Here is a 24,898-nt window from a genome sequence, read left to right on the forward strand (position 1 = left end):
GATGGCCCTGCCCCGTCGCCTGCTGGCCGAGTGCCTCGGCACGGCCTTGCTGCTGGCCGTGGTCATCGGCTCCGGCGTCATGGCCGAGCGCCTGTCGGGCGGCAATGTCGCCGTCGCGCTGCTGGCCAACACCCTGGCCACGGTGGGTGGCCTGTACGTGCTGATCGAGGTGTTCGGGCCGGTCAGCGGCGCGCATTTCAACCCGGCGGTGTCGCTGACCCTGGCCGTGCGCGGCGAGCTGTCTGCCGCCGCGCTGGGGCTTTACGTCGCCGCCCAGTTGCTGGGCGCGGTGCTGGGGGCCTGGCTGGCCCACGCGATGTTCGACATGAGCCTGCTTCAGTTCTCCACCAGGCCGCGCGGCGGCACGGGGCAGTGGATCGCCGAAGCCGTGGCCACGTTCGGCCTGCTGCTCGTCATCCTGCGCGCGCCGCCCTCCCGGGTGGCGGCGATGGTGGCGGCCTACATCGGTGCGGCCTACTGGTTCACGGCTTCCACGTCGTTTGCCAACCCGGCCGCCGCCTTCGGCCGCATGTTCAGCGACAGCTTCGCCGGCATCGCGCCAGCCAGCGTGCCGGGCTTCATCGCGGCCGAGCTGGCCGGTGCTGCGTTGGCGCTGTGGGTGCATCGTGGTCTTGGGGCAGACTCGCGAGATGGCTGACATCACCCTCTTCCACAACCCCAGGTGCGGCACGTCGCGCAACGTACTGGCGCTGATCCGCCACGCCGGCCTGGAGCCGCGCGTCGTCGAGTACCTGAAGACGCCGCCGAGCCGCGACGAGCTCCGCGCGCTGGCCGCGGCCACCGGCCAGCCGCTGCGCACGCTGCTGCGCGACAAGGAGGCCGTGTTCGCCGAACTGGGCCTGGCCGACCCGGGCTTGAGCGACGACGCGCTGCTGGACGCCATCGAGCAGCATCCCATCCTGCTGAACCGCCCCATCGTCATGACGCCGCTGGGCACGGCGCTGTGCCGGCCGTCGGAGGCGGTGCTGGAGCTGCTGCCGGTCGGTCCGCTGCCGCCGTTCACGAAGAGTGACGGCGAGGTCGTGGTGGACCATGGCCGGCGGCGCGGCTGACCATGCGCCGGCTCCGCTACAACTGCGCCGCCACGCTGGACGGCTTCATCGCCACGGCCGACGGCGGCTACGACTGGATCGTCGATGACGCGAGCATCGACTTCGGCGCGCTGTTTGCCGAGTTCGACACCTTCGTCATGGGCCGCAAGACCTACGAGGTCATGCAGGCCCAGGGCGACGCGAATCCGCTGCGCGGCAGACGCGTCGTCGTGGCGTCGCGCACGCTGGCGGCGGCGGACCACCCGGACGTGACGCTGGTGCGCGACGACATGGCCGGCCACATCGCCGCGCTGAAGGCCGAGGCGGGCGGGCGCGACATCTGGCTGTTCGGCGGCGGCGACCTGGCCGGCCAACTGCTCGAAGCCGGGCTGGTGGACCGCGTCGAGGTCGCGCTGATGCCGGTGCTGCTGCGCGACGGCATTCCACTGCTGCCGCCAGGGCCGCGGCAGCGGCTGAGCCTTGTGTCGGCGACCTCGCTGGCCAGCGGCATCCAGATGCTGGTCTACGACGTGCTGCGCTGAGGCCGGCCTCAGACGATGCCGCCGTTGGCGCGCAGCGTCTGCCCGTTGATCCACGCGCCCTGCGGCCCGACCAGCAGGCTGACGACGTTGGCGATGTCCTCGGGCTGGCCCAGCCGCTCCAGCGGCGCCATCTTCGCGAGCTGCTCGACGCGTTCCGGGGTCTTGCCGTCCAGGAACAGCGCCGTCGCCGTGGGGCCGGGCGCCACCGCGTTGACGGTGATGTTCCGGCCGCGCAGTTCCTTGGCCAGGATGTTGGTCATCGTCTCGATGGCGCTCTTGGTCGCCGCGTAGACGGCGTAGCCTGGCAGCGCCAGGCCGATGACGCTGGTCGAGCAGTTGACGATGCGGCCGCCAGATCGCAGCCGCTTCGCCGCCTCGCGCATCGCGAGGAAGCTGCCCTTCACGTTGATATCGAACAGGCGGTCGAAGGTCGCGTCGGACGTGTCGGCCAGGTGCGGCAGCTCACCCGCCATCGCACCGGCGTTGTTGACGAGCACGTCGACGCCGCCGAAGGCCTCCGTCGCGGCGTCGAAGAGGAGCCGGGCGGCGTTCGCGTCGGCCACGTCGGCCTGCACCGCGATGGCGCGGCCGCCGCGGCCGGTGATGGCGGCGACGACCTTTTCGACCTCGGCGCGGCTGCCGGCGTAGTTGACGACGACGGCATGGCCGTCCGCCGCCAGCCGCTGCGCAATGGCCGCGCCGATGCCGCGCGAGGCGCCGGTGACGATGGCGACGGGGGAGGAAGAGGCGTGGGTCTGGGTCATGACAGGGCTCCGGTTCGGTGGGGTGAAGTCACTGTATTGATCGCCCCTAGTCGGATAAACAGGCTGTCCAACACATCACAATCCATTCCGTCTAAACAATCGGAGCTGCCATGGACCGACTTGACGCGATGCGCCTGTTCATCCGCATCGTCGACCTGGCCAGCTTCACGAAGGCGGCGGACGAGTTGCAGCTGCCGCGCGCCTCGGTCAGCCTGGCCATGCAGCAGCTGGAGGCCCGGCTGGGCGTGCGGCTGCTGAACCGCACGACGCGCCACGTCAGCCCCACGCCGGACGGCGAGGCCTATCACGCGCGCTGCCAGCAGATCCTGCAGGACGTGGGCGAGGCCGAGGACCTGTTCCGCAGCACCCAGCTGCAGCCCCGCGGCCGGCTGCGCGTGGACATGCAGGGCAACCAGGCGCAACGCTTCGTGCTGCCCTTCCTTGGCGACTTCCATGCCCGCTACCCGGACATCGAGCTGGAAATCGGCCTCGGCGACCGCCTGGTGGACCTGGTGCGCGAAGGCGTGGACTGCGTGCTGCGCTCGGGCGAGCCGCGTGACTCGTCCATGGTGGGCCGGCGCGTCGCGCAACTGCGCCAGGTCACCTGCGCCAGCCGCGGCTACATCGACCGCCGCGGCCTGCCCGCCACGCTGGCCGAGTTCGCGACGCACCAGGCCGTCAACTACGTCGGCAGCAGCGGCCGCGTGCTGCCGTTCGACTTCGTCGTCGACGGCCAGCCCACCAGCCTGACGCTGGCGGGCCCGGTCACCGTCAGCAGCGCGTCGGCCTACGGCGCCTGCTGCCTCGCGGGCCTTGGTTTCATCCAGGCGCCGCGCTACAACTTCGAGGCGTCACTGGCCAGCGGCGAGCTGGTCGAGGTCTTCCCTGACTGGCAGCCTGCGCCAATGCCGGTCTACGTGCTGTACCCGCACGCGCGGCAGCTGTCGTCGCGGGTGCGGGTGTTTGTGGACTGGGTGGCGGAGAGGATGGCGGCGGCGAGCTGAGCCGCGAGAGCACTGCCCAATCGCGCCGGCAGGTTCAGTCCAGCGGCCAGGGCACGCCCTTGGGCATCTTGCCCGGGTCGTCCGGCTCGGCCGGCTTCACGCGCTTGCCGGCGGGCTTGTCCGCCGCCCGCCACCACGGCGCAGCCCGCTCGCCGTGCGATGGCTCCACGGCCTCGCCCAGCCGCGGCATCAGCAGCTGAGCGCCCTGCTTCGGACCGAGCTCCAGCAGCGTCTCGGCCGGCTGGTCCCAATCGTGCAGCGCCAGCGAAAACGTGCCCCAGTGCACCGGCAGGAAGGCGCCGCCGCCGAGGTACTGCAGCGCCTTCAGCGCGTTCTCCGGCCCGAGGTGGATGTCGCCCCACGACGGGTGGAAGGCGCCGACCTCCAGCATGACGAGGTCGAAGGGCCCGAGGCGCTCACGGATGGCCGTGTACTCGCTCGTCAGGCCGGTGTCGCCGCTGAAGAACACGCGGTGCTTCGGCGACTCGATGACGATGGACGACCACAGCGTCGCGTTGCGGTCGTTCAGCGAGCGGCCCGAGAAGTGCTGCGACGGCGCCGCGTGGATGCGCAGCTCGGCCGCGGGGTGCTGCCAGTGCTCCCACCAGTCCAGCTCGACGATGCGCTCGGCCGGCACGCCCCAGGCCTGCAGGTGCGCCCCCACGCCCAGCGACGTGATGAAGGGCACGTCCTGCAGCGTCACCAGTTCCTTGATGGTGCCGATGTCGAGGTGGTCGTAGTGGTCGTGCGAGATGACGACGGCGTCCAGCGGGGGCAGCGCCTTCAGCGTGAGCGGCACGGGCTGGAAGCGCTTGGGCCCGGCCAGCTGCGACGGCGACGCGCGCTTGCCCCAGACCGGGTCGGTCAGCACGCGCAGCCCGTCGATCTCGATCATCACCGTGGAATGGCCCAGCCACGTCGCCCGCAGGCCGCTGCCGGCGGGCTTGAGCCAGGCGTCCAGCGGGTTGACCGACGGCAGTGGGCCGGCCGGCGTGCGGCGGCCTTCGGCGCACAGGAAGTCGGACAGCGACGGCCGCTCGGTACGGTCCCGCAGGCCCGGCTGGATGGGATGGACGTTGTGGAAGCCTTCGCCGCTGTCGGTGACGCGGTAGCGCGGCGACGCCCGCATGCGTTCGAGGCGGAGGCCGGTGGCGCGTTTGCCGAGGGATTTCATCGGGGAGCCGAAGCAGCTGCAAGACCAGCCGATGTGGCGGCGCCAGCCAGCGTTTCAAGCCCATGCGCCGCCCGCGCCTTCAAACACTGCGCGTCGCCCGGCTGCACGCCGCGACAGGTGCTGGAGCGCTGCTCGTAGATGCCGCAGCCGACCGACCGCCCCACCTCGCCCTGCAGCGCGACGCAGCGCACCGGCCGCGCCTCGGTACCGGCCATACAGCGGTGCAGCGCGCCGACCGGCCGCGTCAGCGCCACGGGCACCGTGCCGCCGGGCGCGTCGTCGGCTTCGGCCCAGTAGAAGGACACGCGGAAGACGGCGCAGCAGGCGCCGCAGCGCTGGCAGTCGAATTCGTCGTCCATCGGGGGTGTCATGCGGTCGCGGCGGGTGAAGGTGAACAGCCAGGTTGCCGGGCCGGCGCTGAGCCCGGGCCTGCCTACACTGGATCTTCCGTCCGCCGGAGTTTCCACGATGTCCATGAGCGCCAAGTCCCTGCTGCCCGGCCTGCTGGCCTGCGTGCTGCTGCCACTGACCGCCGTCGCCGGCGACCTCGAGGTGCTGCACCGCTACACCCTCGGCGGCGAAGGTGGCTGGGACTACCTGAGCTATGACGCGCCGTCGCATCGCCTCTTCATCTCCCGCGGCCAGCATGTGCAGGTGGTGGACCCACGCAGCGGCAACGTCGTCGGCGACATCCCCGACACACCGGGCGTGCATGGCATTGCGCTGGCGCCCGAGCTGGACAAGGGCTTCACCAGCAACGGCCGCGACAACTCGGTCAGCGTCTTCACCGTCAGCAGCCTGAAGACGACGGGCAGGATCGCGACGCCGCTGGGCCAGAACCCCGACTTCATCGCCTACGACGAGAGCACCCGGCAAGTGCTGGCCTTCAACGGCCGCAGCCACAACGCCAGCGTCATCGACGCGGTGGGCGAGAAGCTGGTGGCGACCATTGCCCTCGCCGGCAAGCCCGAGGCCGCCGTGCCGGATGGGCGCGGCACCGTCTTCGTCGACATCGAGGACAAGAACGCGCTGCAGGTCATCAGCCTGAAGACCGGCGCCGTCGTGGCCACATGGCCGCTGGCCGGCTGCGACGAGCCCGCCGGCCTGGCCATGGACCGCAGCGCGCGCCGGCTCTTCGTGGGCTGCCACAACAAGACGCTGCTGGTCGTCAACGCCGACACCGGCAAGACCGTGGCGCAGCTGCCCATCGGCGAGGGCGTGGATGCCAACACCATCGACGCGCAGCGCCAGCTCGTCTTCAGCTCGCAGGCCGACGGCACGCTGTCGGTCATCCAGGCCGCGGGGGCCGACAGCTTCAAGGTCCGGCAGACCGTGGCCACGGCCCGCGGTGCCCGCACGATGGCGGTCAACACCGCCGACCATGAGGTCTATCTGGTGACGGCGGAGTTCGACGAGCAGCCGCCAGCCCAGGGCCAGACGCGCCCGCGCCGCACCATGAAGCCCGGCTCGTTCACGCTGCTGGTGGTGGGCGAGAAGTAGGCCACGGCCAACGGCGCTACGGCGCCTTCTGGCCGGGCGCGCGCCGCATCGAGCGCACCAGCGCGAGCGCCTGTGACGTGGGCTCGGCCGGCTCGCCGTTGACGAGGATGGTGAAGGTCACGCGTAACTCGCCCATGCCGACGGCACCCTGCGACATCGACTTGAAGCCGCCCGGCTCCGGCGCCGCGTCGGTGGCGGAGAAGTAGTAGCCCACCTTGCCAGTCGCATCCAGGTCGTGCAGCTTCAGCTCGGGCTCCACCGCGCGGGGCCGGATGCGGTCGGCCGAGCGCTGCACCATCGAGCGGATGTCGTCCGGCGTGGGCGCCTTGGCGCCGCCCGTCGGCCACAGCGGCGTGACGAGCACCTGCAGCGTCGCGGCGTTCGGGCCGGTGATCGCGACGGTGGGCGGCAGGTCAGCGCGCGGCCGCTGCACCTGGCCGTGCCAGCCGTCCGGCACGTCGATCACCAGATCGTCGCGGTTGGGCAGCGGCACGCGCAACTCGGCGGCGAGGGCCGGCAGGGCCAGGATCAGCGCGACCAGCGCGGCGGCGGTCTTGAGCATGGGGGATCTCGGAGCGGCGGAGGGCTGATGTTGCCTGATGGCGAGCCACGCCGGGCTCAGGCCTCGGCAATCGCCGCGACCGACACCTTCAACCCCGGCACGCGCGCCGGCAGCTTGGCGCCCTGGCGGGCTGGCGGATTGCTCGGGAACCAGCGCAGGTATTCCTCGTTCATGCCGGCGAAGTCGTCCTCGTCGGCGAGCACGAGGGTCACGCTGACGATCTTGTCCATCGAGCTGCCGGGCGCCTCGAGGACGGCGGCGATGTTGGTCAGGCACTGGCGCGTCTGCGCCTGCACCGTCAGCTTGTCACGCCCCCAGGTCTTGAAACCCGGCGCCGTGGCGGCATCTGCGGGTCATGGCTTCCGTCATCCGTCTCACCGTCCCCACCGAACTCTTGCCGTTCGTGCGCTATGCCCAGCTGCTGCAGGCGCTGGACGGCCAGGGCGGCGCGGCCGACCCGCACCAGTACCGGCTGCTGGTGCAGAAGATCGGCGCCGAGTTGCAATCCCATCAGGGCCACGAGGCCCTGCCCGCGCTGCTGGACCACTTCCCGGCCAGCGCCGAGATCTACGAGAACCTGCAGTACGCCCATGCCGGGCTGGTGCGGGCGCCGCTGGAGCAGTCGCTGGATTCGGAACTGGCGGCGAGGGATCTGCTGGAGCGCGTGCGGCGCGGGTGATTCGTCATCGGCGGAAAGCACCGGCCCGGATCTGCTCCTCCTGTTGTTTTGACAAGCGGTTCAGCATGGCGCCCGAAGGCAGCAGGAAGCGCAGCGTTCGCGTCGACAGGTCGAACTCGCCAACGAATTGGCGCATGCCGATGTAGAGCTTCTTCTCATCGGGCGAGAGCACGGCGGAGGTCGGATACAGGCCGCTCCACGGCATGTCGGCGGCGAGCACATCGACATGGCGTCCGCCGTCAAAGGCGACCAGGCTGTCCGACAGCACGACCAGGCTCTCGCCCTGTTTCGTCACGGCGATCGCGTAGGGCGCGGCAGGCAGCTGTGCCGCCGTGTCGACTCGCCATCGATCCTGGAGCGTGTCGCGAACGATGCGGATGATGGAACCCCTGGAGACCAACATGTGGTTCAGGCCTTGGATGGCCCCCAGTTCATCGCCGAGGGCAAAGAAATCGACCACCTGCGGATCGAGCTGGTTCTCCGACATCCGGTAATGGCGCGTCCCGTCCGTGCTGAACCAGTACAGCGCAGCGCCGAACTCGCCGTGATTGAACGCAACGAGCCAGCCGTCCGCCACGCGCGCGAAGCGTGACGCGCCCCGAAAACCGTCGGCTTCGGCCTTGAATGCAGGGCGCGCGCCGACCAGATCGCCCCGCTTGTAGGTGTCGGCGCAGATGCGGCCGTCCACTAACGAGACACGCCACGCCTGCGGCGAGTAGTTGGCGGCATAGGTCCATAGCGCATGTGAGACCCGGTCGCTGGGCGGTGGCATGTCGATTTCGCTGGCCTGAGCGACGTCGTGAGCACAGGTCTGCGCGCTGGTCGGTGAGGCCAACGTGCAGGCCGACAGGGCCGCGATCGAAGCGATGCTGCGGAGACGGGAAGTGTCTAGCTTCATGAGTTCTATGCCTGACGCCTGAGGGCGATCTCGAAGACGACGCCATCATCCACATTGCGCGCGCCGATGCTGCCGCCCATCTTCGCGAGGTACGTCTTTGCCACGAACAAGCCCTGCCCGCGCCGCACGCCGTCCTGCGGTTCGGCGTCGCTGACGCCGTAGTCGAAGACGCGCGTGATCACGTCGTCCGCGATCTGCGGGCCCTGGTTGTGGATGTCCACTGCCGCCAGCTCCGCCTCGACGCGCAGCGTCAGCGTGATCGGCGTGCCCGGCACGCGGTAGCGGTCGGCGTTGGTCAGCACATGGGTGATGGCGTCCTCCAGCGGGTACTCGTCGGCCTGGACCCAGACGGGCTCGGGCGCTGGCGTGTAGCTCACGTCGGCGATGCCGGCGTAGGCCGCGTTCTCGGCCACGCCGCGCAGGAAGGCGTCCAGGTCCAGGCGGCCGATGGCCAGCGTCGCCGCGGCCAGCGCCTCGCTGGGCGAGGCCTGGCCGTAGAGCACCTTCACGGCCTGCTGCATGCGCTGCACGTAGCGGCGGCTGGGGTCGTCTTCCGACCCGTGCAGCAGCATCAGCGACTGCAGCGGCGACATGATCTCGTGGCCCACGGCGTGCCACTGGTCGTGCTCGCGCTCGGCGCGCAGCTGCTCGCGGCGCAGGCTGTCGCGGGCGTGCTGCAGCAGGTCGGCCAGCGTGCCGGCCAGGATGCCCAGCTCGTCGCGGCCGCGCAGGTCGGCCACGTCCAGCGTGCCCAGCTCGAAGCGCTCGGGCTGCTGCAGCTGGTGCGACAGCGTGGCGGCGCGCTTCGTCAGCGTCGCCACGCGGCGGATCAGCCCGATCTCGATGATGAGCCAGGCCAGGCCCAGCGCGGCCAGCATCGCGCCCACCGGCCAGGCCAGCCGCGCGGCGCTGGCGCTCAAGGACCGGTCCAGCCCCTGCAGGTCGCCGGTCAGCGTCACCTCGAAGCGGCCGACGGGCGTCGTCACGGTGTCTCGGGCGGTCAGCGTGCGCGGCGTGGCTGGCGCCGGCAGGTGCTGGATCAGCGCGGTCAGCCACGGTGACGGCGGCGTGCTGGTGTCGTCGGCGCCCTGCAGCAGCGCGACGACGTGGCTGCCGCGCGTGATCGTCAGCGTCTCGCCGGGCGACAGCGTGCCGGACAGCCGCGCCAGCGTCAGCGGCGGCTGCGCTCCGGCGGCGGCGCTGTCGAACAGCGTCGTGCCGCCGGGGCCCAGCAGCGCCAGTTGCAGGCCGGTGCGGGCCAGGTCGGCGGGCGGCCACTGTGGGCCGCCGGGGCGGAACAGCGCCTCGCGGAAGGCCTCCACCGGCAGCCGCAGCGAGATCGTCGTGCGGCGCGGGCAGGGCTCGCCGCCGGCGCCTTCACCGTTGGCGAGGCAGGGCCCCTCGCGCCAGACCCAGCCGCGGAAGTCGCGCTGCGGCCGGGCCTTGTGCGGCAGCACAGCGGTGTCGCCGGCCCCGACGGTGAAGCCCGGCAGCTGACCGCGTTGCGCGTCCAGCATCTCCACGGGCGCGAGCCAGTGCTGCTCGGCGCCGTTGCGCGTCAGGCTGATGCGCACGCGGTGCACGTCGGCGATGTCCAGCGCGCCGCGCTCGCGCGACACCAGCGGCGGCGCGTCCAGGCTGGCCACGAGGTAGACGAAGCCGCCCGCGTAGGCATTGCTGCCGACGGCCGCGCACAGGCTGGCGCCGCCGGGGTATTGCAGGCCGCAGCCGGCCATCTCGATGGCGCGCTGTGCCTTGGTCGCGTCGTCGAAGTCGATGGCGCCGAACGGCAGCACCAGCGGCGCCACCCAGCCGGCGTCGACCTGCGGCGGCTCGGGGTTCAGCAGGGCGAGCTGGCCCGACGGATGGCGCAGCTGCGCGACGACCTCGGCCAGCGACTTCGCGAATGTCTGCTCGTAGCGCTGCGCGTTGCGCTGGCGCTCCTCGTTCAGCAGCGCCACGGCCAGCGCCAGCGTGGCCAGCGTCAGCGCGATGAAGACGAGGTGGAAGACGATGCGGTTGCGGAACGCCGCGAGGCCCAGGCGCGGCATGTCGGGCAGCGGGAAGTCGACCCGGCCCAGCTTCATCCGCCAGGCGTCCAGCGAAAGCCCCGCATCGGGACGTTCTCGATGCCGTCGAACGTCGGGTCCACGTCGCGGAAGGCGTCGCGGATGGTCGCGACGTGCTTGCGCACGTTGTCGCGGTTGCGGCCGCTCTTGACGACGTCGAACAGCTCCTCGTAGCTGACCACCTCGCCGGCCCGCGCGTGCAGCGTCGCGAGGATGCGCTGCGCCGTCAGCGGCAGGTTGATGCGCTGGCCGCGCCACATCGGCGTGCGCTGCTTCAGCGGGTCCAGCTGCAGGCTCTCGTCGGCCTTGGCCGACGCCGGCTTGGCCGCGGGTTCCTTCAGCCGCGCGGTGCGCAGGATGTCGAGGAAGGTCTCGACGAACTCGGCCTCGTCGAAGGTCGTCTTCTGCAGGTAGTCCCAGGCGTCCAGCGCCTTCATGATGCTGCGGTAGATGGCCGCCGGCATGGCCGACACCACCAGCACCGGCGTTCCCAGCCCCTGCTTGTTGATCTCGTTGATCAGCGCGACGCCGGCGTTGCGCTCGCGGCCCAGCTCGATGTCCAGCACGACGAGGTCGTAGCGCTCACGCAGCAGCGCGGCCTCGGCGGCGTCGCGGTCGAAGTGCTGGTCGACGACGAGCTCGGGGCGGGCGGTGCGAATCCAGCCGGCCAGCTGCTCGCTGGTGGTGGGGTCGTCTTCGATGACGGCGATGCGGGGCATGGCGTTGATTATGGGGAGCGAGCCCCAAGCCCAGGCGGAAGGATTCTTCCGCGTGCTCCTTGCTTCAGCTCATGAAACGAGGCGTCGCATCGCCGTGCGCAAGCCGGACCATCGAGTGGTGCGATCCATCGAGATCGGCACCAGGCGCCAGCTGCCCCAAGGGTTGGTGTAAAGCGAGTTGTCGCCGTGGTCGGGGCCGGGATCGTCATGCAGTCGATACACAGGAGCCCCGTTTTCCGTGCTGAAGGTTTGGCCTGCGAGCAGGGTGGGCGATTCGATGACCAGGTAGCGCGTGAAGACTCGTAGCAACTCGACCGCGGCTGCCGTGCCGGCGTTCTCGATGATGGCATCACGCAAACCGAGGTTGTGCATGCCACAGGAGTAGACCTGCGGCCCGGTGATGTAAAGCACATAGGCGCGGTGGGCGCTGAACAGATGGATGTCGGTGCAAAGGGCACGCCAGTCGTCGGGGCTGTGCGCGACGCCGCTGCTTTCGACCTTGACGCCCAGACCGCCTGCGTCCAGCAGCGCTGCGGCGGCGAGCATCAGCGCGTGGGCGTCGCCGCGGAAGCCACCGGGGCCGATCAGATAGACGACGCTGGCGTGCTGGCCAATGGCGTTCATCGCCGGTGTGTCGCGCCAGTGCGGCCCCGCCGCGCGGAACGCGTCGGCCATGCGCGGGTCGTGGGCGTGGAACTCCAATTCGAACGCCTGCCGGGTGGGCGCGTGCATCAGGATCTGCCCGGCATACAGGTAGCCGCGTTCGCTGCGGGCGATGGCTTCGATCAGTTCGGTGCGCGATGACCACATCCCTGGCACGCAAAGGATGATGGATGGGCGCGGCTGGCTTGCGGACACCAAGGTCAATTGCCAATCACTCCACACGCCACCCGCGCCCCACCACCACCCAGCGGCGCGGGATGGTCAGCATGGTTGTCGCCGCCGGCGTGGATCATCAGTGCGCGGTTCTTCACGTCGGCGAGCTTGAGTCGAGGGCCCAGCACGGGAGACGTGGCAGCGCCGTCGGCGCTCACGTACAGCGGCGGCAGGTCGCCCAGGTGGCCGTCGCCCCAGGGCTCGCCGTGCTTCCTGGTGCCGGCCGGGTCCAGGTGGCCGCCGGCGGCGCCGGCCGGGACCGTGGCGCCGTTGGCCTCGGCTGGCGCGCAGGAGGGCTTCTCGTGGACGTGGAAGCCGTGCAGGCCGGGCGGCAGGCCCTTGAGGTCGGGGTAGAAGGCCAGGCCGTAGGGTGTCTCGACGATGCGCACGGTGCCCAGCGCCTGGCCGGTGCCCTGTTTCTCGGCCGCGTTGACGGGCACGGTGATCTCGGCGCTCTGGGCCAGCGCGCTGGCGGCGAGGCAGGTGGCGGCAATGAACGTGGCTTTCATCGGTGTTTCCCTTCAGGTGAGGTCGCCGAGGATAAGCAGCCGTCGTGACGATGGATAGCCGGCGCGTCCCGGCTTGGGGCTACAGCACCCCTTCGGCGCCAGGGCTGTTCCGTCGGCCGCTGGTGGCCGTGTGCCGCGTTCGAGGGCAGGACCGGCCCGGAAGAATCCTTCCGCCCGCGCGGAAGACACCCACCCTGCGGCACTCTCGTCCCTTCCCGCAGCACCGGGAACCATGGCCGCCATGCATCAAGCCGATGCAACCGGCCCAAGGAGCCACCATGCTGCAACGCCTCAAGACCCTCGCCGCCTCCCTCCGTCACGCCTTCAGCCGCGGTGCCAGCCGTGGGCTGGAGGCCGCGTCCACTGCCGCGCCGGGCGCCGGCCGTTCGCTGCGCCGCGCGCTGCCGCCGCTGCTGGCGCTCACGGCCGTGACGGCGGCTGGCTACGCCGTCGTCATGCACCCGCCCGTCCAGGCCGTGCCGCACGGCCAGGCCGCGGTGCGCACGAACCAGTTCAGCGGCGGTACCAGCGAGTTCCGCGACGGCAGCTTCATCCGCATCCCCGGCCTGCACGAGGTGCGGCTGTTCCCGCTGCGCGACCAGAGCTTCCGCCCCGAGGCGCTGGCCAAGGCCACCGGTCCGGCGCCGCTGCAGTCGGTGGAGGGCCTGTCGCTGGGCCTGGACATGACGGTTCGCTGGACGGTCGACCCGACCCGCCTGGCCGAGCTGTCGCGCAAGCTGCCGGACGACATCGAGGGCGACGTCATCAACCCTGCCGTGCAGGCCGTCGTCTACAAGCAGATCGCCAAGCACACGGTGCGCGAGATCTTTTCCAGCCAGCGCGCCGAGATCGCCGCGTCGCTGGAGGCCGAGCTGCGCGCCCGGCTGGCGCAGGACGGCATCCAGTTGAAGGGCGTACAGATCGGCTCGGTGGACCTGCCGCCCGACTACCGCCAGGGCATGGACCGGCTGCTGGCCGACAGCCTGGCCAGCGAGCGCATGCGCTACACGCTGGAGATCAGCGAGAAGCGCGTCAAGGAGACCGAGTTCCAGGCCGCCGCCGACAAGGTGCGCCGCGAGACGGCCGCGGAGGCCGCCGGGCGCGAGCAGATCATCGCGGCCCAGGCGCAGGAAGAAGCCATGAAGCACGTGCTGCCCTTCAAGCAGAAGCAGATCGAGCAGCGCGCGCTGGAGGCCCAGGCCGAGAACGCCGCGCGCGTGAAGCAGGCCGAAGGCGCGGCCGAGGCGCGCCGCATCGAGGTGGCCGCCGAGGCCGCCGCGCGCCAGAAGCTGGCCGACGCCGAGGCCTACCGCGTGGCCCAGGTCGGCAAGGCCAACGCCGGCCAGATGGCCACCGAGGGCGAGCTGTTGACCAAGCACCCGTTGCTGGTGCAGAAGGCCATGGCCGACAAGCTGTCCGACAAGGTGCAGGTCATCATCGCGCCGCCCGGCTCGGGCGGCTTCATCGGCAGCGCGCTGCTGGCCGGCGTGTCGCCGGCGCCGAAGGCCGCGCCGGCCGATGGCAACGCCGACGCGCAGAAGGAGTAAACCGCCATGCGTCGCTTTGCTCTCGTCGTGGTGGCCGCCACGCTGGCCGCCGTCTTCATGACCGAGGCCCGTGCGGCCGAGTTCCCGCGCGCCGGGCTGGTGTCCCAGGACTCGCCGCTGCGCGGCGCGCCGCGCGACACCGCGTCGCTGCAGGCCCAGCTGGGCCGCGGCGAGGCGCTGGAGATCCGCGCCGAGCGCGGTGATCATTGGCAGGTGTGGGACTACCGCCGCGAGCGCGGTGGCTGGCTGCGCAAGAGCCAGGTACTCGTCATGCCGCGCGGCGACGGCGCCACGGCCGAGCTGTTGTCGCAGCTGCGCCTGGCTCGCCAGCAGTGGGGCACCGAAGGCCTCGGCCTGGGCCTGGCCGCGGCCTATGTGCAGGCGGCCACGCCGGCCGAGCTGGCCGGCCCCGGCGGCGCGGAGGCGCTGGACGCTTTTGGCACCTTCGCCGAGCGCATCGCCGACCGTGCGTCGTTGCCCAATGCCAAGCTCGGCGAGGGCCAGCTCGCCGCGCAGCTGGACGTGGCGGCGCGCTACGGCCTGAAGTTCGAGCAGTTCGACGCCGAGGACGGCCGCGTGCAGGTCTGCTACGACGGCGATGCCTTCCGCCGCGTGCTGGCCACCGCCGCGACGCCCGAGCAGCGCGTGCGGGCCGCGCTGGCCGTCACGCGGCCCGACTGCCTGAACCCGAAGGCCACCGTGCGCGAGCAGGAAGCGCGCGACCAGTGGCGTGCGCAGGTGCTGGCCCAGGTCGATGCGGCGACGCTGCCCGTGCACTGGAAGAACCGGCTGCTGATGCGCCGTGCGTCCGTCTCCGCGAGCCTGGCCTTCGCGCAGGCCCGCCGGGGCGATGCGGTGCAGCCGCAGGCGCTGGCCGACTTTGCCGGCATCGTGCCGACGGAGCTGACCGAGGACGACCAGGCCGCCTACGCCGACGCCGCGATGCGCGTGAACGCCGCGCGCTGGCTCGGCACGGCACAGGCGTCGCGTGACTTCGGCGCGGTGCAGCTGGCGCTGCTGCCGGGTGCCGACGGCGAGCGCTGCGTCGAGCTGAAGGAGGGCAGCAAGCTGGCCGTACGCCGTTGCAGCTTCGGCCAGGTCGCGCTGGCGTCCGCGTCGCTGAACCGCGAGGGCCGCGCGCTGGCGCTGGCCGTGCAGCCGCTGGATGGCTGGCGCGAGCTGTGGCTGTTCGTCAAGGATCGCGAAGGCTGGCATGTCGAGGTCATGCCGCCTGCGCCGGCCCAGCCGGGCCTGGGCGTCGCCGAGTTCGCCGGCTGGGTGCCTGGCGGCGCGCAGATGCTGGTGGCACGCGAGTTCCGCGCCGAGGGCAAGTACCGCCGCAGCTTCGAGGTCGTGTCGCTGGCGACGCTGGCCACCGAACGCCAGTCCGCCGAGCCGGCGCTGATGGGGGCCTTCCAGCGCTGGAGTGACCCGGCCTGGCGCGGTGGCTCGCCGATCCGGCGTTAGGCGGCGAGGGCGAGCGACGCGGTGGCCTGCATCGGCAGCTCCAGCGTCGCCACCGTGCCCTCGCCCTGCCGGCTCTCCAGCTGCAGGCTGCCGCCCAGCATGCCGCTGACGAGGCTGTGGGCGACGAACAGGCCCAGACCGCAGCCGCCCTGGCCGAAGGTGGTCGTGAAGAAGGGCTCGAAGGCGCGGGCCACGTCGGCGGCGGGCATGCCCACGCCGTTGTCATGCACCTCCAGCGTCAGCCGCGCATCGCTGCTGCGCCGCGCGCTGACGCGGATGTAGCCCGAGCGGTCGTCGCGGAAGCCGTGCACGCAGGCGTTCTCCAGCACCTGCTCCAGCACCTGCTGCAACACCTCGGGGTAGCCGTCGAGCACGAAGCCGTCGGGCAGCTCGCAGGCCAGGCGCACGCGGTCCACGCTCAGGCGGGTCTGCACGCGCGCCCAGGCCAGCAGCACGGCCCCGCGCAGGTCGAAGCGCGAGCGCACCGCGCGGCCACTGTCCTCGGTGAGCTGCTTGAAGCGGTTGATGAGCCGCAGCGCGCGCTCGACGTTCTGCTCCACCAGCTCGGTGCCCGCGCGTGTCTGCGCGACCCAGTCGGCCAGCTCCTGGCGCTTCAGCGGCGCGCCGTCGGCCATGCGTTCGGCGAAGCTGGCGCTGCCGTCGCGCAGCGCACTGGCGCTGAGCAGTGCGTTGCCCAGAGGCGTGTTCATCTCGTGCGCGATGCCGGCGAGCAACTGGCCCAGGGCGGCGAGCTTGCGGCTGTTGACGAGCTCGTCCTGCGTGGCCAGCAATTCCTTGGTGCGGGCCTGGACCTGGATCTCCAGCCACTGCGCGGCGCGGCGGCGCTCCTCGGTGCGGCGTTCCTGGTCGATGGCGATACCGGCCAGGTGGCTGGCGGCGTTCATCGCGGCCAGCTCATCGGGACTGGGCTTGCGTACCTCGCGGTAGTACATCGCGAAGCTGCCGATGACGCGCTGGTCCGGCCCGTGGATGGGCGCTGACCAGCAGGCCCGCAGGCCGTGGGGCATGGCCAGGTCGCGGAAGTTCGTCCACAGCGGGTGGGTGGCGATGTTGTCGACGACGACGAGGCGGTCGTCGAACATGGCCGTGCCGCAGGAGCCCACGGTAGGGCCGATCTCCAAACCCTCCAGCGACTGCAGGTATTCCGGCGGCATGCGCGGGCCTGCGCCCACGTGGGCATGGCGGCCATCCAGGTCCAGCAGCAGCACGCTGCAGTACAGGCCGTCGAACTGCGACTCGACGACGGCCGTCAACCGGTTCAGCACCTCGTCCAGTGGCCGGCCCGTGGCGACCATCTCCAGCAGCTCGTTCTTGGCCTGGTTCAGCGCTTCGGCGAACTGCATGCGGCTCATGTCCACCAGGCAGACGGCCAGCTGCGGCTCGCCATCGCGCTCGCTCAGCGTCAGGTGCAGCACGTGGGGCCGGGACTCGCCGGTGCGGGTCTGGAAGTGCCATGGCAGGCTCAGCGAACCGGCCTGCTGCACCTGGGCCAGCACGTCGTCCAGCGTCTCGCCGGAGGCGCGGCCATCGGGCTGACGCAGCGGGCACAGCAACGCCAGTGGCATGCCGCGCAGCGCCTGCGGGTCGTAGCCCAGCACCTTGGCCCGGCCCGAGGCCGCGCCGATGATGGGCAAGCCAGGTGCGGCCTTCACGAGCAGTATTGCGACACGGGTCATGTCGTCCATCTCGGCCTCCGCTGAGTTGCGGCCTTATGCCGGAGCAATGCCGCTAGGCCCCCAACTGTGCCGCATCTGGGGGATGACGCAACCGAATTCACCGGAGCCCCTCGTCCAGCCTGTTGCCGCTGAACACAGGCGCGGCGCTCGGCCCGGATGCGCGGGCAACTGACATATCCGTGACACCGGTGCCGCCAGAATCTCGGCCATCGTTTCTCGACCGCGGACCTGCCATGCCCCAGATGCTTTTCATCGTCGAACCCGTCGGCCAGCGCGCCGAGCGCGGCCGCGCCGCGGGCGAGGCCGTCTACCAGCGCATGCTGGACTTCACCGCCGAGCTGCAGGCCGAAGGGCTGCTGCTGGGCGTCAACTCGCTGGGTACCGCCGCGAAGCGACTGGCCAAGCGTGACGGCACTGCCCAGGTCTGGGACGGCCCTTTCGCCGAGGCCAAGGAGATGGTGGGCGGCTATTTCCTGCTCGACACCGAGGACCCGGACGTCGCGCTGGCCTGGGCCGAGCGCTGCCCGGCGGCAGAGTGGGCGACGGTCGAGATCCGGGGCGTGGGGCCCTGTTACATGTGAGCCCCTCGTCCGGTTGGGTACCGCTGAACGCGGGCCGGATACCCCAAGCTTCGAAATACGGGTAGTTACCCGAAGACTGTCGAATCCGGCGCGCATGGATCGTCGTGGGAATGAAGGCGCGAACAGACGACCGCGCCGCCTCAGCCATCCCAGGAAGGAAATGCCATGCGATTCATGATCCAGGTCCGCGCCACTGCCGTCAGCGAGCGCGGCGACCCGCCCGGCCCCGAGTACGCCAAGCTGTTCGAGGAAATGGGCGCCTTCCACGGCGAGATGGCGCGTGCCGGCGTGCTGCTGGACGGCGCCGGCCTGCGCCCCAGCCGTGACGGCTGGCGCCAGCGCTACGAGGCCGACGGCCGCGTGCAGGTCATCGACGGCCCGTTCACGGAGTCCAAGGAACTGATCGCCGGCTACACGCTGATCCAGGTGCGCTCCGAAGAGGAGGCGCGCGCCTGGGCCAGCCGCTTCCCGATGCCGTTCGTGGGCATGGCCTGCGAGATCGAGGTGCGCCGGCTCTACGAGGACGCCGACTTCGCGCCCGGCGGCGACATGGCCTTGCGCAGCGAATGAAGGGGGCGGCCATGAGCAACCTCTCACTCATCCTCGTGGGTCTCGGCGTCGCGCTGCTGATGCTGCTGGCCTATGCCGCGACGCGGCCCGGCGAGTTCCGCGTCGAGCGCCGCCTGCGCATTGCCGCGCCGGCCGAAGCGCTGTGGCCGCTGGTCGGCGAGCTGCGCGGCTTCAACCGCTGGAATCCCTACGAGCGCAAGGACCCGATGCTGAAGAGCGCCTACAGCGGCGCGGCCAGCGGCATCGGATCGCGCTACGACTGGGACAGCAAGGCGGTCGGCACCGGCAGCCTGGAGATCACCGGCCAGCAGCCCGGCCGCGCCGTGCAGATGAGGCTGGACTTCGTGAAGCCCTTCGAGGCCCACAACCAGGCGGAGTTCGCGCTGCAGGCCGCGCCCGATGGCTCGACCGAGGTTTGCTGGACGATGAACGGCCCGGCTAACTTCATGAGCAAGCTGATGGGTATCTTCATCGACATGGACCGGATGGTGGGCCGCGACTTCGAGGACGGGCTGCAGAACCTGCGCCAGATCGCCGAGGCCAGGCCGTGAAGGATCTGCAGTTCGGGGTCGACATCGCGGGGCCCGCCGGCATGCACCTCGCCATTCAGCTGCGCAGCCGCGGAGCGATCGCCACAACGCCCATCTGACCGGGAACACACCATGCAGATCAAGATTTCCACCGTCTTCGTCGACGACCAGGAGAAGGCGCTGGCCTTCTACACGGAGAAGCTCGGCTTCAGGAAGATGGCCGACATCCCGATGGGCCCCACCTACCGCTGGCTCACGGTCGTCTCGCCCGAGGGCGCGCACGGCGTGGAGCTGGCGCTGGAGGCGCTGGGCTTTGCGCCGGCCAAGGCCTTCCAGAAGGCACTTTACGACGCCAACATGCCCTGCACGGCCTTCATCACCGACGACGTCGAGGCCGAGGCGCAGAAGCTGCGCGAGCGCGGCGTCGTCGTGCGCGGCGAGCCCGTCGACATGGGCCCGATCAAGGCCGTCATGTTCGAGGACGGCTGCGGCAATCTCATCCATCTCGTCCAACCGCTGATCAAGCCGGAGTGAACCTCATGCACAAGCAGATCTACGTCAACCTGCCCGTCAAGGACCTGGCCAGGACCAAGGCCTTCTTCGAGGCCGTGGGCTATCGCTTCAACCCGCAGTTCACCAACGACAAGGCCGCCGGCATGGAGCTGGGCGACAACCTCTACGCGATGCTGCTGTCCGAGGACTTCGCGCGCACCTTCACGCCCAAGGCCTTCCCGGATGGCAAGACGGCGACGACCGGCTGGGTGTGCCTCTCCTGCGAGAGCAGCGAGGAGGTCGATGCGCTGGTCGCCAAGGCCAGGGCCGCCGGCGCCACCATCCCGAGCGAGGCGCAGGACCACGGCTTCATGTACGGCCATGGCTTTGAGGACCCGGACGGCCATCACTGGGAGCTCGTCCACATGCGCGGCATGCCCCCACAGGGCTGAGGAGCTTCCCATGAAGATCCAGCAAAAGCTCACGCCCTTCATCTGGTACGAGAAGGGCGTCGAGGACGCGGTGGCGCATTACCTGAAGGTGTTCGGCGACGGCCAGGTGACGCACACGCAGCGCTGGGGCGAGAACTCGCCCGGCGCGGCGGGCAGCGTCATGGTCGTGCAGTTCGAGCTGCTCGGCCAGCAGATGACGGCCTTCAACGGCGGCCCGCACTTCAAGCTGAGCGAGGCCTTCTCGTTGATGGTCGCCTGCGAGGACCAGGCCGAGGTCGACCACCTCTGGGAGCGGCTGCCCGCCGGCGGCGGCCGGGAGAAGGCGTGTGGCTGGGTGGAGGACGCCTGGGGCCTGTCCTGGCAGATCATCCCGAAGGCCTGGTTCGACATGATCCGCGACCCTGACGCCGCCCGCGTGCAGCGTGTCTTCCAGGCGATCTGGCAGATGCAGAAGATCGACCTCGCGGCCCTCCAGCTGGCCTACGACGGCGCATGACATGAATGCCCCCACGCGCACTGCGTTTGCTGCCTCCCGAGGGGGCGCGCCTGTGGCTTCGGGCGGCCGGGCGCCACGGCCGTGAGCCATGCCGACATTGCTGCCGGCGTCTGGCGTATCGAGCGCAGCCGCCTCGTCGGCGCGGCGGCCAAGCTGCTGCGTGACCTCGACGAAGCCGAGGACTGTGCGCAGGACGCCCTCATCGCCGCGATGGAGCACTGGCCGCGCGACGGCCAGCCTGCCAACCCTGCCGCCTGGCTGATGACCGCCACCCGCAACAAGGCCCTGGACCGACTGCGCCGCCGCGCGATGCTGGAGCGCGAGCACGAGCACCTCGCGGCCGACGACGAGGCAATGGGCACCCATGTCGTGCCCGACTTCAGCGACCACCTCGATGCCGCGCGCGACCAGGCCGAGATCGGCGACGAGCAGCTGCGCCTCATCTTCATTGCCTGCCACCCGGTGCTGCCGCGCGAGGCCCAGGTCGCGTTGACGCTGCGGCTGCTGGGCGGCCTGGAGACGGCCGAGATCGCGCGCGCCTTCCTGCAGCCCGAGGCCACCGTCGCGCAGCGCATCGTGCGCGCCAAGAAGGCCCTGCACGGCCAGGCCTACGAGCTGCCCGGCCCGGCCGAGCGCGCCCAGCGCCTGGGCGCCGTGCTGGCCATCGTCTACCTGATCTTCAACGAGGGACACAGCGCCGGCAGCGGGGCGACGCTGCTGCGCCCGGCGCTTTGCGACGAGTCGCTGCGTCTCGCGCGCCAGCTGCAGCACCTGCTGCCGGGCGACTCGGAGGTGCACGGCCTGGCTGCGCTGCTGGAGATCCAGGCCTCGCGCCTGCCAGCGCGGCTGGATGCGCAAGGCCGCCCCGTGCTGCTGCCCGACCAGGACCGTCGCAAGTGGGACGCGCTGCTGATCCGCCGCGGCCTGGCCGCGCTGGAGACGGCGCTGGGCCTGGGCGAACCCGGTCCCTACACGCTGCAGGCCGCCATCGCTGCCTGCCACGTGCGCGCCGCCCGCAGCGAGGACACGGACTGGAACGCCATCGTTGCTGGCTACGACCGCCTGCTGGCGCTGAATCCCTCGCCCGTCATCGCGTTGAACCGCGCCGTGGCCGTCAGCTTCGCCCATGGGCCGGCGGCGGCGCTGCCGCTGCTGGAGGCGCTGGCCGCCGAGCCGCAGCTCAAGCGCTACCCTTTCCTGGCCGGCGCCCAGGCCGACGTGCTGGAACGCCTGGGCCGCGTCAGCGACGCGCGCGACGCCTACCTGCGCGCCGCGGAGCTGACGGACAACGACGTGCAGCGCGACCTGCTGCTGGCGCGGGCGAAGCGGCTCGCGAGTTGAACCTGGAGAGACCGGCCATGACCTCCGACGAACAGGCGATCCGTGACATGCATGCGGTCTGGATGACCGCCGTCAACGCCGGCGATCTCGCCCGGCTGCTGACGATGATGAGCGACGACGTCGTGCTGCTGAACCCCGGCGGCCCGCCGCTCGGCAAGCGCGAGTTCCCGGACAAGTTCCTGGCCGGGCACGAGCAGTTCCAGCTGCGCTGTGTCAGCGAGCCGCTGGAGGTCAGCGTCGCCGGCGACCTGGCGTACACGCTGTGCCGCGATGCCTTGCACCTCGTGCCGAGGGCCGGCGGTGAGGCCATCGACCTGGCCGGCCACCGGCTGACCGTCTATCGCCGCGCCGCCGACGGCCGCTGGCTGCTGGCGCGCGACTCGCACAACCTCTCGCTGGCCGCCTGACGACGCGTGCCGGCGCGGCCTGTCAGGACCGTGCCAGCAGCGCCTTGGCCGCCTCGATGCGCAGCGCCAGCGTGACGGTCTCGTCGTTCAGCACACGCTGCAGGAAACGCCGCGGGTCCACGTCGGGGGTGTCGCCAGAGGCCGGGGCCAGCGTCGCAGGTGGCATGGCAGCAGCGGCATCGCCGGGCTGCAGGCCCTGCATCGCGGCGTCGAATGCGGCGGGCCTGATGCTTTCCAGCCGGGCCAGCAGGTCGGCCTGCCCCTCGGCGCCGGGCGGGATGTCCAGCCATGGCGTGTCGACGAAGACCGCCGCGAGGTCGGGCGCGACGAAGGCGGACCAGTTGCCCGTGGCCGGCTGCTCGGCCGGCACCGGTGGCAGCTCGGCCGCGGGCGGCGTCAGGCGCAGGCGCGCCGGGGCGATGTCGGCCAGGTAGCGGGCGCGCAGGCCCGCCAGGAACTCCGCGCCCCGGGCTGCGTTCACCGGGGCTTGCAGCGAGAACCACAGCTGCAGCCCGTCGCTGCCCGACACGGCGATGGCCGGCGCAGGCAGGGCCAGGTCCGCCTGCACGCCGCGCCAGACGCGCGACAGCGCCTCCCAGTCGGCCGGGCGGCCCAGCTCCAGCACCAGCGCGCGCACATCGCCCGGCGCGGCGGTGGAGGGTAGCCGGTACAGGCGTTGCAGCTCGGACTCGAGTCGGTTCATGGCGATGGTTTTGAGAGGCAGGCGAAGCGAGGGGCTAAGCCTGCCACACCGCGTAGCCCTGCTCACGCAGCGCGATGGCGAGTTCCACTTCCATGTCGCGTGCCGCCTCGTAGGGCATGGGGTTGTAGACCTCGTAGAGCTCCGGAACGAGCCTCACGCCGTACTTCAGCACGAAGCGGTTGGCCTGCACGCCGGCCATGTGGCGGTCGAAGCGCAGGTCGGGGTCCAGGCCGGTCATGCCGACGTACAGGCAGGGCTTGAGGATGTCGTGGCCCGGGTTGGCCTTGCGGAACGCCGGCTCGTTCCAGACCTGCTCGGACAGCAGCACGACGTAGACGTGGTGGTGGTCGCGGGACGGCCGGCGCGGCATGGCCTGGGCTGACGGCAACGGGCGCAGGTCAGTGCTCGGTCGTGTTCTCGCGCAGCATGCGCTGCATCAGCGTGAAGAAGCGGTCGTAGAACTCGCCGGCGGGAATCGTCTCGGAGGCGACCTTGACGAGCGAATCCTCGCTGGACGACAGCGGCACCGAGATCGAGCCCAGCGCGCTGACGCCCAGGCTGGCGCCCTGAGTGCTCTTCTTCAGCGCGTAGCGGTCCTGCTGGGCGCTGACGTAGGCGGTGGCGATCTGCTGCTTGGGGCCGTCGCCGACACAGACCACGTTGAAGGCGATCTCCACGTGCACCTCGCCACCAGGCTGGAAATGCTTGCTGCCGCGCACGACGCCGCTCTCGGCCTTGCTGATCACGTAGCCCTGGCTCAGCAGCGCACGTCGCGCGGCTTCGCAGGTGGTGTCGACGTCGGCGTCGAACAGGCGCGAGAACGTTTCTTCGGCGGCGAAGCTCTCACGCTGGTAGACCCGGCCGGCAGCCTTCTCGGCCGAGGACGGGGGCAGCGTGTTGCACCCGGCCAGCAGCGAGCCGAGCAGCAGGGTCAGGATCAGGGAACTGAGGCGATGCATGTCGCGATTATTCCGTCGTCGGGTGAGCCCGGGGTGACCGCGGGCCGGCATGGCGGCAGTCGTCGATAGCCGCCAACGCGCCAGGTACCACCACCGATGACAGGGGCTGGTCTTTTCCTGGTGAGCCGGCGCTCACTTGACGCCGACCCGGCTCGGATGGCACGGCGGGAGGGGGCAGCCCGAGCGAGCATCGCATCGCCGTCAATGTCCTGGCCACCTTCGAAAACTGGGCATGTTTGCACCATGAACATGCCCGGTTTCCGTGCGCGACGAAAAAAAGCCCCGAGTTGGTTCAACCCGGGGCATGAATCCATCCAGGCGGATGGAGGAGACAACTTTGACTAAGCAGTAAAAGCAGGAGTCGTGCCAGCGAAGAGGCGCATCTGGCGGCGATCAGGCAGGCCGCAGACATGCGCGCGAGCGTCACAAAGCAGGTGAAGACGGCGAGCTCGCGCCATACGGACCTGCGTTGAGCCGACGCTTGCCTGGGGGGCGCCTGCGGGGACATGAGCGCTGTGCCCGACGGGTAGCCTACTTCAGCTGGGCGACGAGCTCCTCGGGGCCTTTCTCCAGGCCGACACGGGCGGTGCTCATGGCGTTTGGGTACCCGCTGCTGAGCAGCCGCCCACACGAGCTTCGGCACTAGGAACGTGGTGGGTGCCCGCCAGAGCCCTGGCGGTTGACTCTGAACGGCACCAGCAACCAAGCGCTTGGATACTTTGACATCTGCCGGCTGCTGGCTTCGGCCAGGTGGTTCGATACATTGATCCCCAGTTCGACATTTTGTTATCAACTACCTATCTCAGCAGGAGCCTTCGATGGACAACCCCAGCGTCACCCTGATCCAGCGTCAGGGCTACCAGTTCGAACACCACTACGCGCCGGACCTGCCGGTGCTGCTGTCCGACGAGCCTGCACCGTTCGGCACGGGCCTTGGCCCCGACCCGGTCGAGCTGCTGGCCTCGGCCGTCGGCAACTGCCTGAGCGCGTCGCTGTGGTTCGCCTGCCAGAAGTACAAGGACGACCCCTCGCCGCTGCGCACGGAGGTCAAGGCGACGGTCGGTCGCAACGCGCAGGGACGCAACCGCGTGCAAGGCCTGGCGGTGGGCCTGCATCTGGGCCGGCCGGCCGCCGAGCTGGGCCACATCCAGCGCGTGCTGGACACCTTCGAGGACTACTGCACCGTCACGCAGAGTGTCGCGCCGGCCATTCCCGTCACGTTGCGCGTGCTGGACAGCACGGGCGCCGTGCTGAAGGGTTGAGGAAGCGCTGAACCCCTCCCTCGCGGCGTTGCGTCCCGCTGCCAGA

Annotated in this window: 31 protein-coding genes; 17 read left to right on the top strand and 14 right to left on the bottom strand. The window is 70.7% G+C overall.

The genetic code is table 11. The features are described from left to right. Nucleotide 1: 1 nt before the first annotated feature. From ACG04R_RS03155 to ACG04R_RS03165, 3 genes are read left to right on the top strand one after another with little or no spacing between them, the layout of a single operon-like run. Entirely contained in the window at nucleotides 2-658 is a 657-nt protein-coding gene (locus ACG04R_RS03155; RefSeq protein WP_394406408.1) for an aquaporin, read from the top strand. After that, a complete protein-coding gene (gene arsC / locus ACG04R_RS03160) occupies nucleotides 651-1,073 on the top strand; it encodes an arsenate reductase (glutaredoxin) (protein ID WP_394406409.1) in 423 nt (140 codons plus the stop codon). The genes ACG04R_RS03155 and arsC overlap by 8 nt, the downstream gene beginning before the upstream one ends. Before the next feature lie 2 nt (nucleotides 1,074-1,075). Continuing rightward, entirely contained in the window at nucleotides 1,076-1,594 is a 519-nt protein-coding gene (locus ACG04R_RS03165) for a dihydrofolate reductase family protein (protein ID WP_394406410.1), read from the top strand. An 8-nt stretch (nucleotides 1,595-1,602) separates the two neighbouring features. Here ACG04R_RS03165 and ACG04R_RS03170 read toward each other — a convergent pair whose 3' ends face one another. Next, nucleotides 1,603-2,358, bottom strand: a complete 756-nt coding sequence (locus ACG04R_RS03170) for an SDR family oxidoreductase (RefSeq protein ID WP_394406411.1) — start codon at nucleotides 2,356-2,358, stop codon at nucleotides 1,603-1,605. A 110-nt stretch (nucleotides 2,359-2,468) separates the two neighbouring features. Between ACG04R_RS03170 and ACG04R_RS03175 the strand changes: the two genes are divergently transcribed. Continuing rightward, nucleotides 2,469-3,362 (top strand): LysR family transcriptional regulator, encoded by an 894-nt coding sequence (locus ACG04R_RS03175; RefSeq protein ID WP_394406412.1) that lies wholly within the window; start codon nucleotides 2,469-2,471, stop codon nucleotides 3,360-3,362. A gap of 34 nt (nucleotides 3,363-3,396) precedes the next feature. Here the strand turns inward: ACG04R_RS03175 and ACG04R_RS03180 are convergent, their stop codons facing one another. Together ACG04R_RS03180 and ACG04R_RS03185 are read right to left on the bottom strand one after the other, a co-directional pair. Beyond that, the gene (locus tag ACG04R_RS03180) at nucleotides 3,397-4,536 is read right to left on the bottom strand and encodes an MBL fold metallo-hydrolase (protein WP_394406413.1); all 1,140 of its coding nucleotides are present in this window, start codon (nucleotides 4,534-4,536) and stop codon (nucleotides 3,397-3,399) included. Further along, entirely contained in the window at nucleotides 4,533-4,895 is a 363-nt protein-coding gene (locus tag ACG04R_RS03185; protein ID WP_394406414.1) for a YkgJ family cysteine cluster protein, read from the bottom strand. The genes ACG04R_RS03180 and ACG04R_RS03185 overlap by 4 nt, the downstream gene beginning before the upstream one ends. Nucleotides 4,896-5,010: 115 nt before the next feature. Here ACG04R_RS03185 and ACG04R_RS03190 point away from each other — a divergent pair, with 115 nt between their 5' ends. Beyond that, the gene (locus ACG04R_RS03190) at nucleotides 5,011-6,036 is read left to right on the top strand and encodes a YncE family protein (protein WP_394406415.1); all 1,026 of its coding nucleotides are present in this window, start codon (nucleotides 5,011-5,013) and stop codon (nucleotides 6,034-6,036) included. A 16-nt stretch (nucleotides 6,037-6,052) separates the two neighbouring features. Here the strand turns inward: ACG04R_RS03190 and ACG04R_RS03195 are convergent, their stop codons facing one another. Together ACG04R_RS03195 and ACG04R_RS03200 are read right to left on the bottom strand one after the other, a co-directional pair. Next, nucleotides 6,053-6,598: a hypothetical protein gene (locus tag ACG04R_RS03195; protein ID WP_394406416.1), complete on the bottom strand. Its 546-nt coding sequence runs from the start codon at nucleotides 6,596-6,598 to the stop codon at nucleotides 6,053-6,055. 56 nt (nucleotides 6,599-6,654) lie between these two features. Next, nucleotides 6,655-6,894, bottom strand: coding sequence for a RidA family protein (locus ACG04R_RS03200; RefSeq protein ID WP_394406417.1), 240 nt, complete (start codon nucleotides 6,892-6,894; stop codon nucleotides 6,655-6,657). A gap of 59 nt (nucleotides 6,895-6,953) precedes the next feature. On the opposite strand from ACG04R_RS03200, the gene ACG04R_RS03205 reads away from it, so the two are divergent. Beyond that, entirely contained in the window at nucleotides 6,954-7,277 is a 324-nt protein-coding gene (locus tag ACG04R_RS03205; protein ID WP_394406418.1) for a hypothetical protein, read from the top strand. Between the two features lie 4 nt (nucleotides 7,278-7,281). On the opposite strand, the gene ACG04R_RS03210 is transcribed toward ACG04R_RS03205, so the two are convergent. The 5 genes from ACG04R_RS03210 to sodC all read right to left on the bottom strand — a co-directional run bounded on the left by ACG04R_RS03210 (nucleotide 7,282) and on the right by sodC (nucleotide 12,348). Then, nucleotides 7,282-8,175 (bottom strand): YncE family protein, encoded by an 894-nt coding sequence (locus ACG04R_RS03210; protein WP_394406419.1) that lies wholly within the window; start codon nucleotides 8,173-8,175, stop codon nucleotides 7,282-7,284. A gap of 5 nt (nucleotides 8,176-8,180) precedes the next feature. After that, entirely contained in the window at nucleotides 8,181-10,262 is a 2,082-nt protein-coding gene (locus tag ACG04R_RS03215; protein WP_394406420.1) for a sensor histidine kinase, read from the bottom strand. After that, nucleotides 10,259-10,963: a response regulator transcription factor gene (locus ACG04R_RS03220; protein WP_394406421.1), complete on the bottom strand. Its 705-nt coding sequence runs from the start codon at nucleotides 10,961-10,963 to the stop codon at nucleotides 10,259-10,261. Before ACG04R_RS03220 ends, ACG04R_RS03215 begins: the two co-directional genes overlap by 4 nt. A 69-nt stretch (nucleotides 10,964-11,032) precedes the next feature. After that, on the bottom strand, nucleotides 11,033-11,830 hold the full coding sequence (locus ACG04R_RS03225; RefSeq protein WP_394406422.1) for a hypothetical protein: 798 nt from the start codon (nucleotides 11,828-11,830) through the stop codon (nucleotides 11,033-11,035). Beyond that, the gene (gene sodC, locus ACG04R_RS03230; protein ID WP_394406423.1) at nucleotides 11,827-12,348 is read right to left on the bottom strand and encodes a superoxide dismutase [Cu-Zn] SodC; all 522 of its coding nucleotides are present in this window, start codon (nucleotides 12,346-12,348) and stop codon (nucleotides 11,827-11,829) included. The genes ACG04R_RS03225 and sodC overlap by 4 nt, the downstream gene beginning before the upstream one ends. A 278-nt stretch (nucleotides 12,349-12,626) precedes the next feature. On the opposite strand from sodC, the gene ACG04R_RS03235 reads away from it, so the two are divergent. Together ACG04R_RS03235 and ACG04R_RS03240 are read left to right on the top strand one after the other, a co-directional pair. Beyond that, a complete protein-coding gene (locus ACG04R_RS03235) occupies nucleotides 12,627-13,895 on the top strand; it encodes a prohibitin family protein (RefSeq protein WP_394406424.1) in 1,269 nt (422 codons plus the stop codon). Between the two features lie 6 nt (nucleotides 13,896-13,901). Further along, nucleotides 13,902-15,362: a hypothetical protein gene (locus ACG04R_RS03240; RefSeq protein WP_394406425.1), complete on the top strand. Its 1,461-nt coding sequence runs from the start codon at nucleotides 13,902-13,904 to the stop codon at nucleotides 15,360-15,362. Here ACG04R_RS03240 and ACG04R_RS03245 read toward each other — a convergent pair. Continuing rightward, on the bottom strand, nucleotides 15,359-17,068 hold the full coding sequence (locus ACG04R_RS03245) for an ATP-binding protein (RefSeq protein WP_394406426.1): 1,710 nt from the start codon (nucleotides 17,066-17,068) through the stop codon (nucleotides 15,359-15,361). The genes ACG04R_RS03240 and ACG04R_RS03245 overlap by 4 nt on opposite strands. A 224-nt stretch (nucleotides 17,069-17,292) precedes the next feature. On the opposite strand from ACG04R_RS03245, the gene ACG04R_RS03250 reads away from it, so the two are divergent. The 8 genes from ACG04R_RS03250 (at nucleotide 17,293) to ACG04R_RS03285 (ending at nucleotide 21,928) form a co-directional block, all read left to right on the top strand. Then, the gene (locus ACG04R_RS03250) at nucleotides 17,293-17,640 is read left to right on the top strand and encodes a YciI family protein (protein WP_394406427.1); all 348 of its coding nucleotides are present in this window, start codon (nucleotides 17,293-17,295) and stop codon (nucleotides 17,638-17,640) included. A gap of 165 nt (nucleotides 17,641-17,805) precedes the next feature. Continuing rightward, entirely contained in the window at nucleotides 17,806-18,210 is a 405-nt protein-coding gene (locus tag ACG04R_RS03255; protein WP_394406428.1) for a YciI family protein, read from the top strand. A gap of 11 nt (nucleotides 18,211-18,221) precedes the next feature. Then, nucleotides 18,222-18,761: an SRPBCC family protein gene (locus tag ACG04R_RS03260; RefSeq protein ID WP_394406429.1), complete on the top strand. Its 540-nt coding sequence runs from the start codon at nucleotides 18,222-18,224 to the stop codon at nucleotides 18,759-18,761. 111 nt (nucleotides 18,762-18,872) lie between these two features. After that, nucleotides 18,873-19,274, top strand: coding sequence for a VOC family protein (locus ACG04R_RS03265; RefSeq protein WP_394406430.1), 402 nt, complete (start codon nucleotides 18,873-18,875; stop codon nucleotides 19,272-19,274). Nucleotides 19,275-19,279: 5 nt separating this feature from the next. After that, the gene (locus ACG04R_RS03270; protein ID WP_394406431.1) at nucleotides 19,280-19,684 is read left to right on the top strand and encodes a VOC family protein; all 405 of its coding nucleotides are present in this window, start codon (nucleotides 19,280-19,282) and stop codon (nucleotides 19,682-19,684) included. 10 nt (nucleotides 19,685-19,694) lie between these two features. Further along, complete coding sequence (locus tag ACG04R_RS03275) at nucleotides 19,695-20,180, top strand: VOC family protein (RefSeq protein ID WP_394406432.1); 486 nt, start codon at nucleotides 19,695-19,697, stop codon at nucleotides 20,178-20,180. 81 nt (nucleotides 20,181-20,261) lie between these two features. Continuing rightward, nucleotides 20,262-21,521 (top strand): RNA polymerase sigma factor, encoded by a 1,260-nt coding sequence (locus ACG04R_RS03280; RefSeq protein ID WP_394406433.1) that lies wholly within the window; start codon nucleotides 20,262-20,264, stop codon nucleotides 21,519-21,521. A gap of 17 nt (nucleotides 21,522-21,538) precedes the next feature. Then, on the top strand, nucleotides 21,539-21,928 hold the full coding sequence (locus ACG04R_RS03285; protein ID WP_394406434.1) for a YybH family protein: 390 nt from the start codon (nucleotides 21,539-21,541) through the stop codon (nucleotides 21,926-21,928). 22 nt (nucleotides 21,929-21,950) lie between these two features. Here the strand turns inward: ACG04R_RS03285 and ACG04R_RS03290 are convergent, their stop codons facing one another. From ACG04R_RS03290 to ACG04R_RS03300, 3 genes are read right to left on the bottom strand one after another with little or no spacing between them, the layout of a single operon-like run. Further along, entirely contained in the window at nucleotides 21,951-22,631 is a 681-nt protein-coding gene (locus ACG04R_RS03290) for a hypothetical protein (RefSeq protein ID WP_394406435.1), read from the bottom strand. A 34-nt stretch (nucleotides 22,632-22,665) separates the two neighbouring features. After that, nucleotides 22,666-23,001, bottom strand: a complete 336-nt coding sequence (locus ACG04R_RS03295) for a hypothetical protein (RefSeq protein WP_394406489.1) — start codon at nucleotides 22,999-23,001, stop codon at nucleotides 22,666-22,668. A 28-nt stretch (nucleotides 23,002-23,029) separates the two neighbouring features. Continuing rightward, nucleotides 23,030-23,590 (bottom strand): DUF2242 domain-containing protein, encoded by a 561-nt coding sequence (locus tag ACG04R_RS03300; protein ID WP_394406436.1) that lies wholly within the window; start codon nucleotides 23,588-23,590, stop codon nucleotides 23,030-23,032. Between the two features lie 818 nt (nucleotides 23,591-24,408). Here ACG04R_RS03300 and ACG04R_RS03305 point away from each other — a divergent pair. Continuing rightward, a complete protein-coding gene (locus ACG04R_RS03305; RefSeq protein ID WP_394406437.1) occupies nucleotides 24,409-24,852 on the top strand; it encodes an OsmC family protein in 444 nt (147 codons plus the stop codon). Nucleotides 24,853-24,898 lie beyond the last annotated feature (46 nt).

It is taken from the genome of Pelomonas candidula (assembly GCF_043555985.1).
In the GTDB taxonomy this organism is placed as follows: Bacteria; Pseudomonadota; Gammaproteobacteria; order Burkholderiales; family Burkholderiaceae_C; genus Pelomonas; species Pelomonas candidula.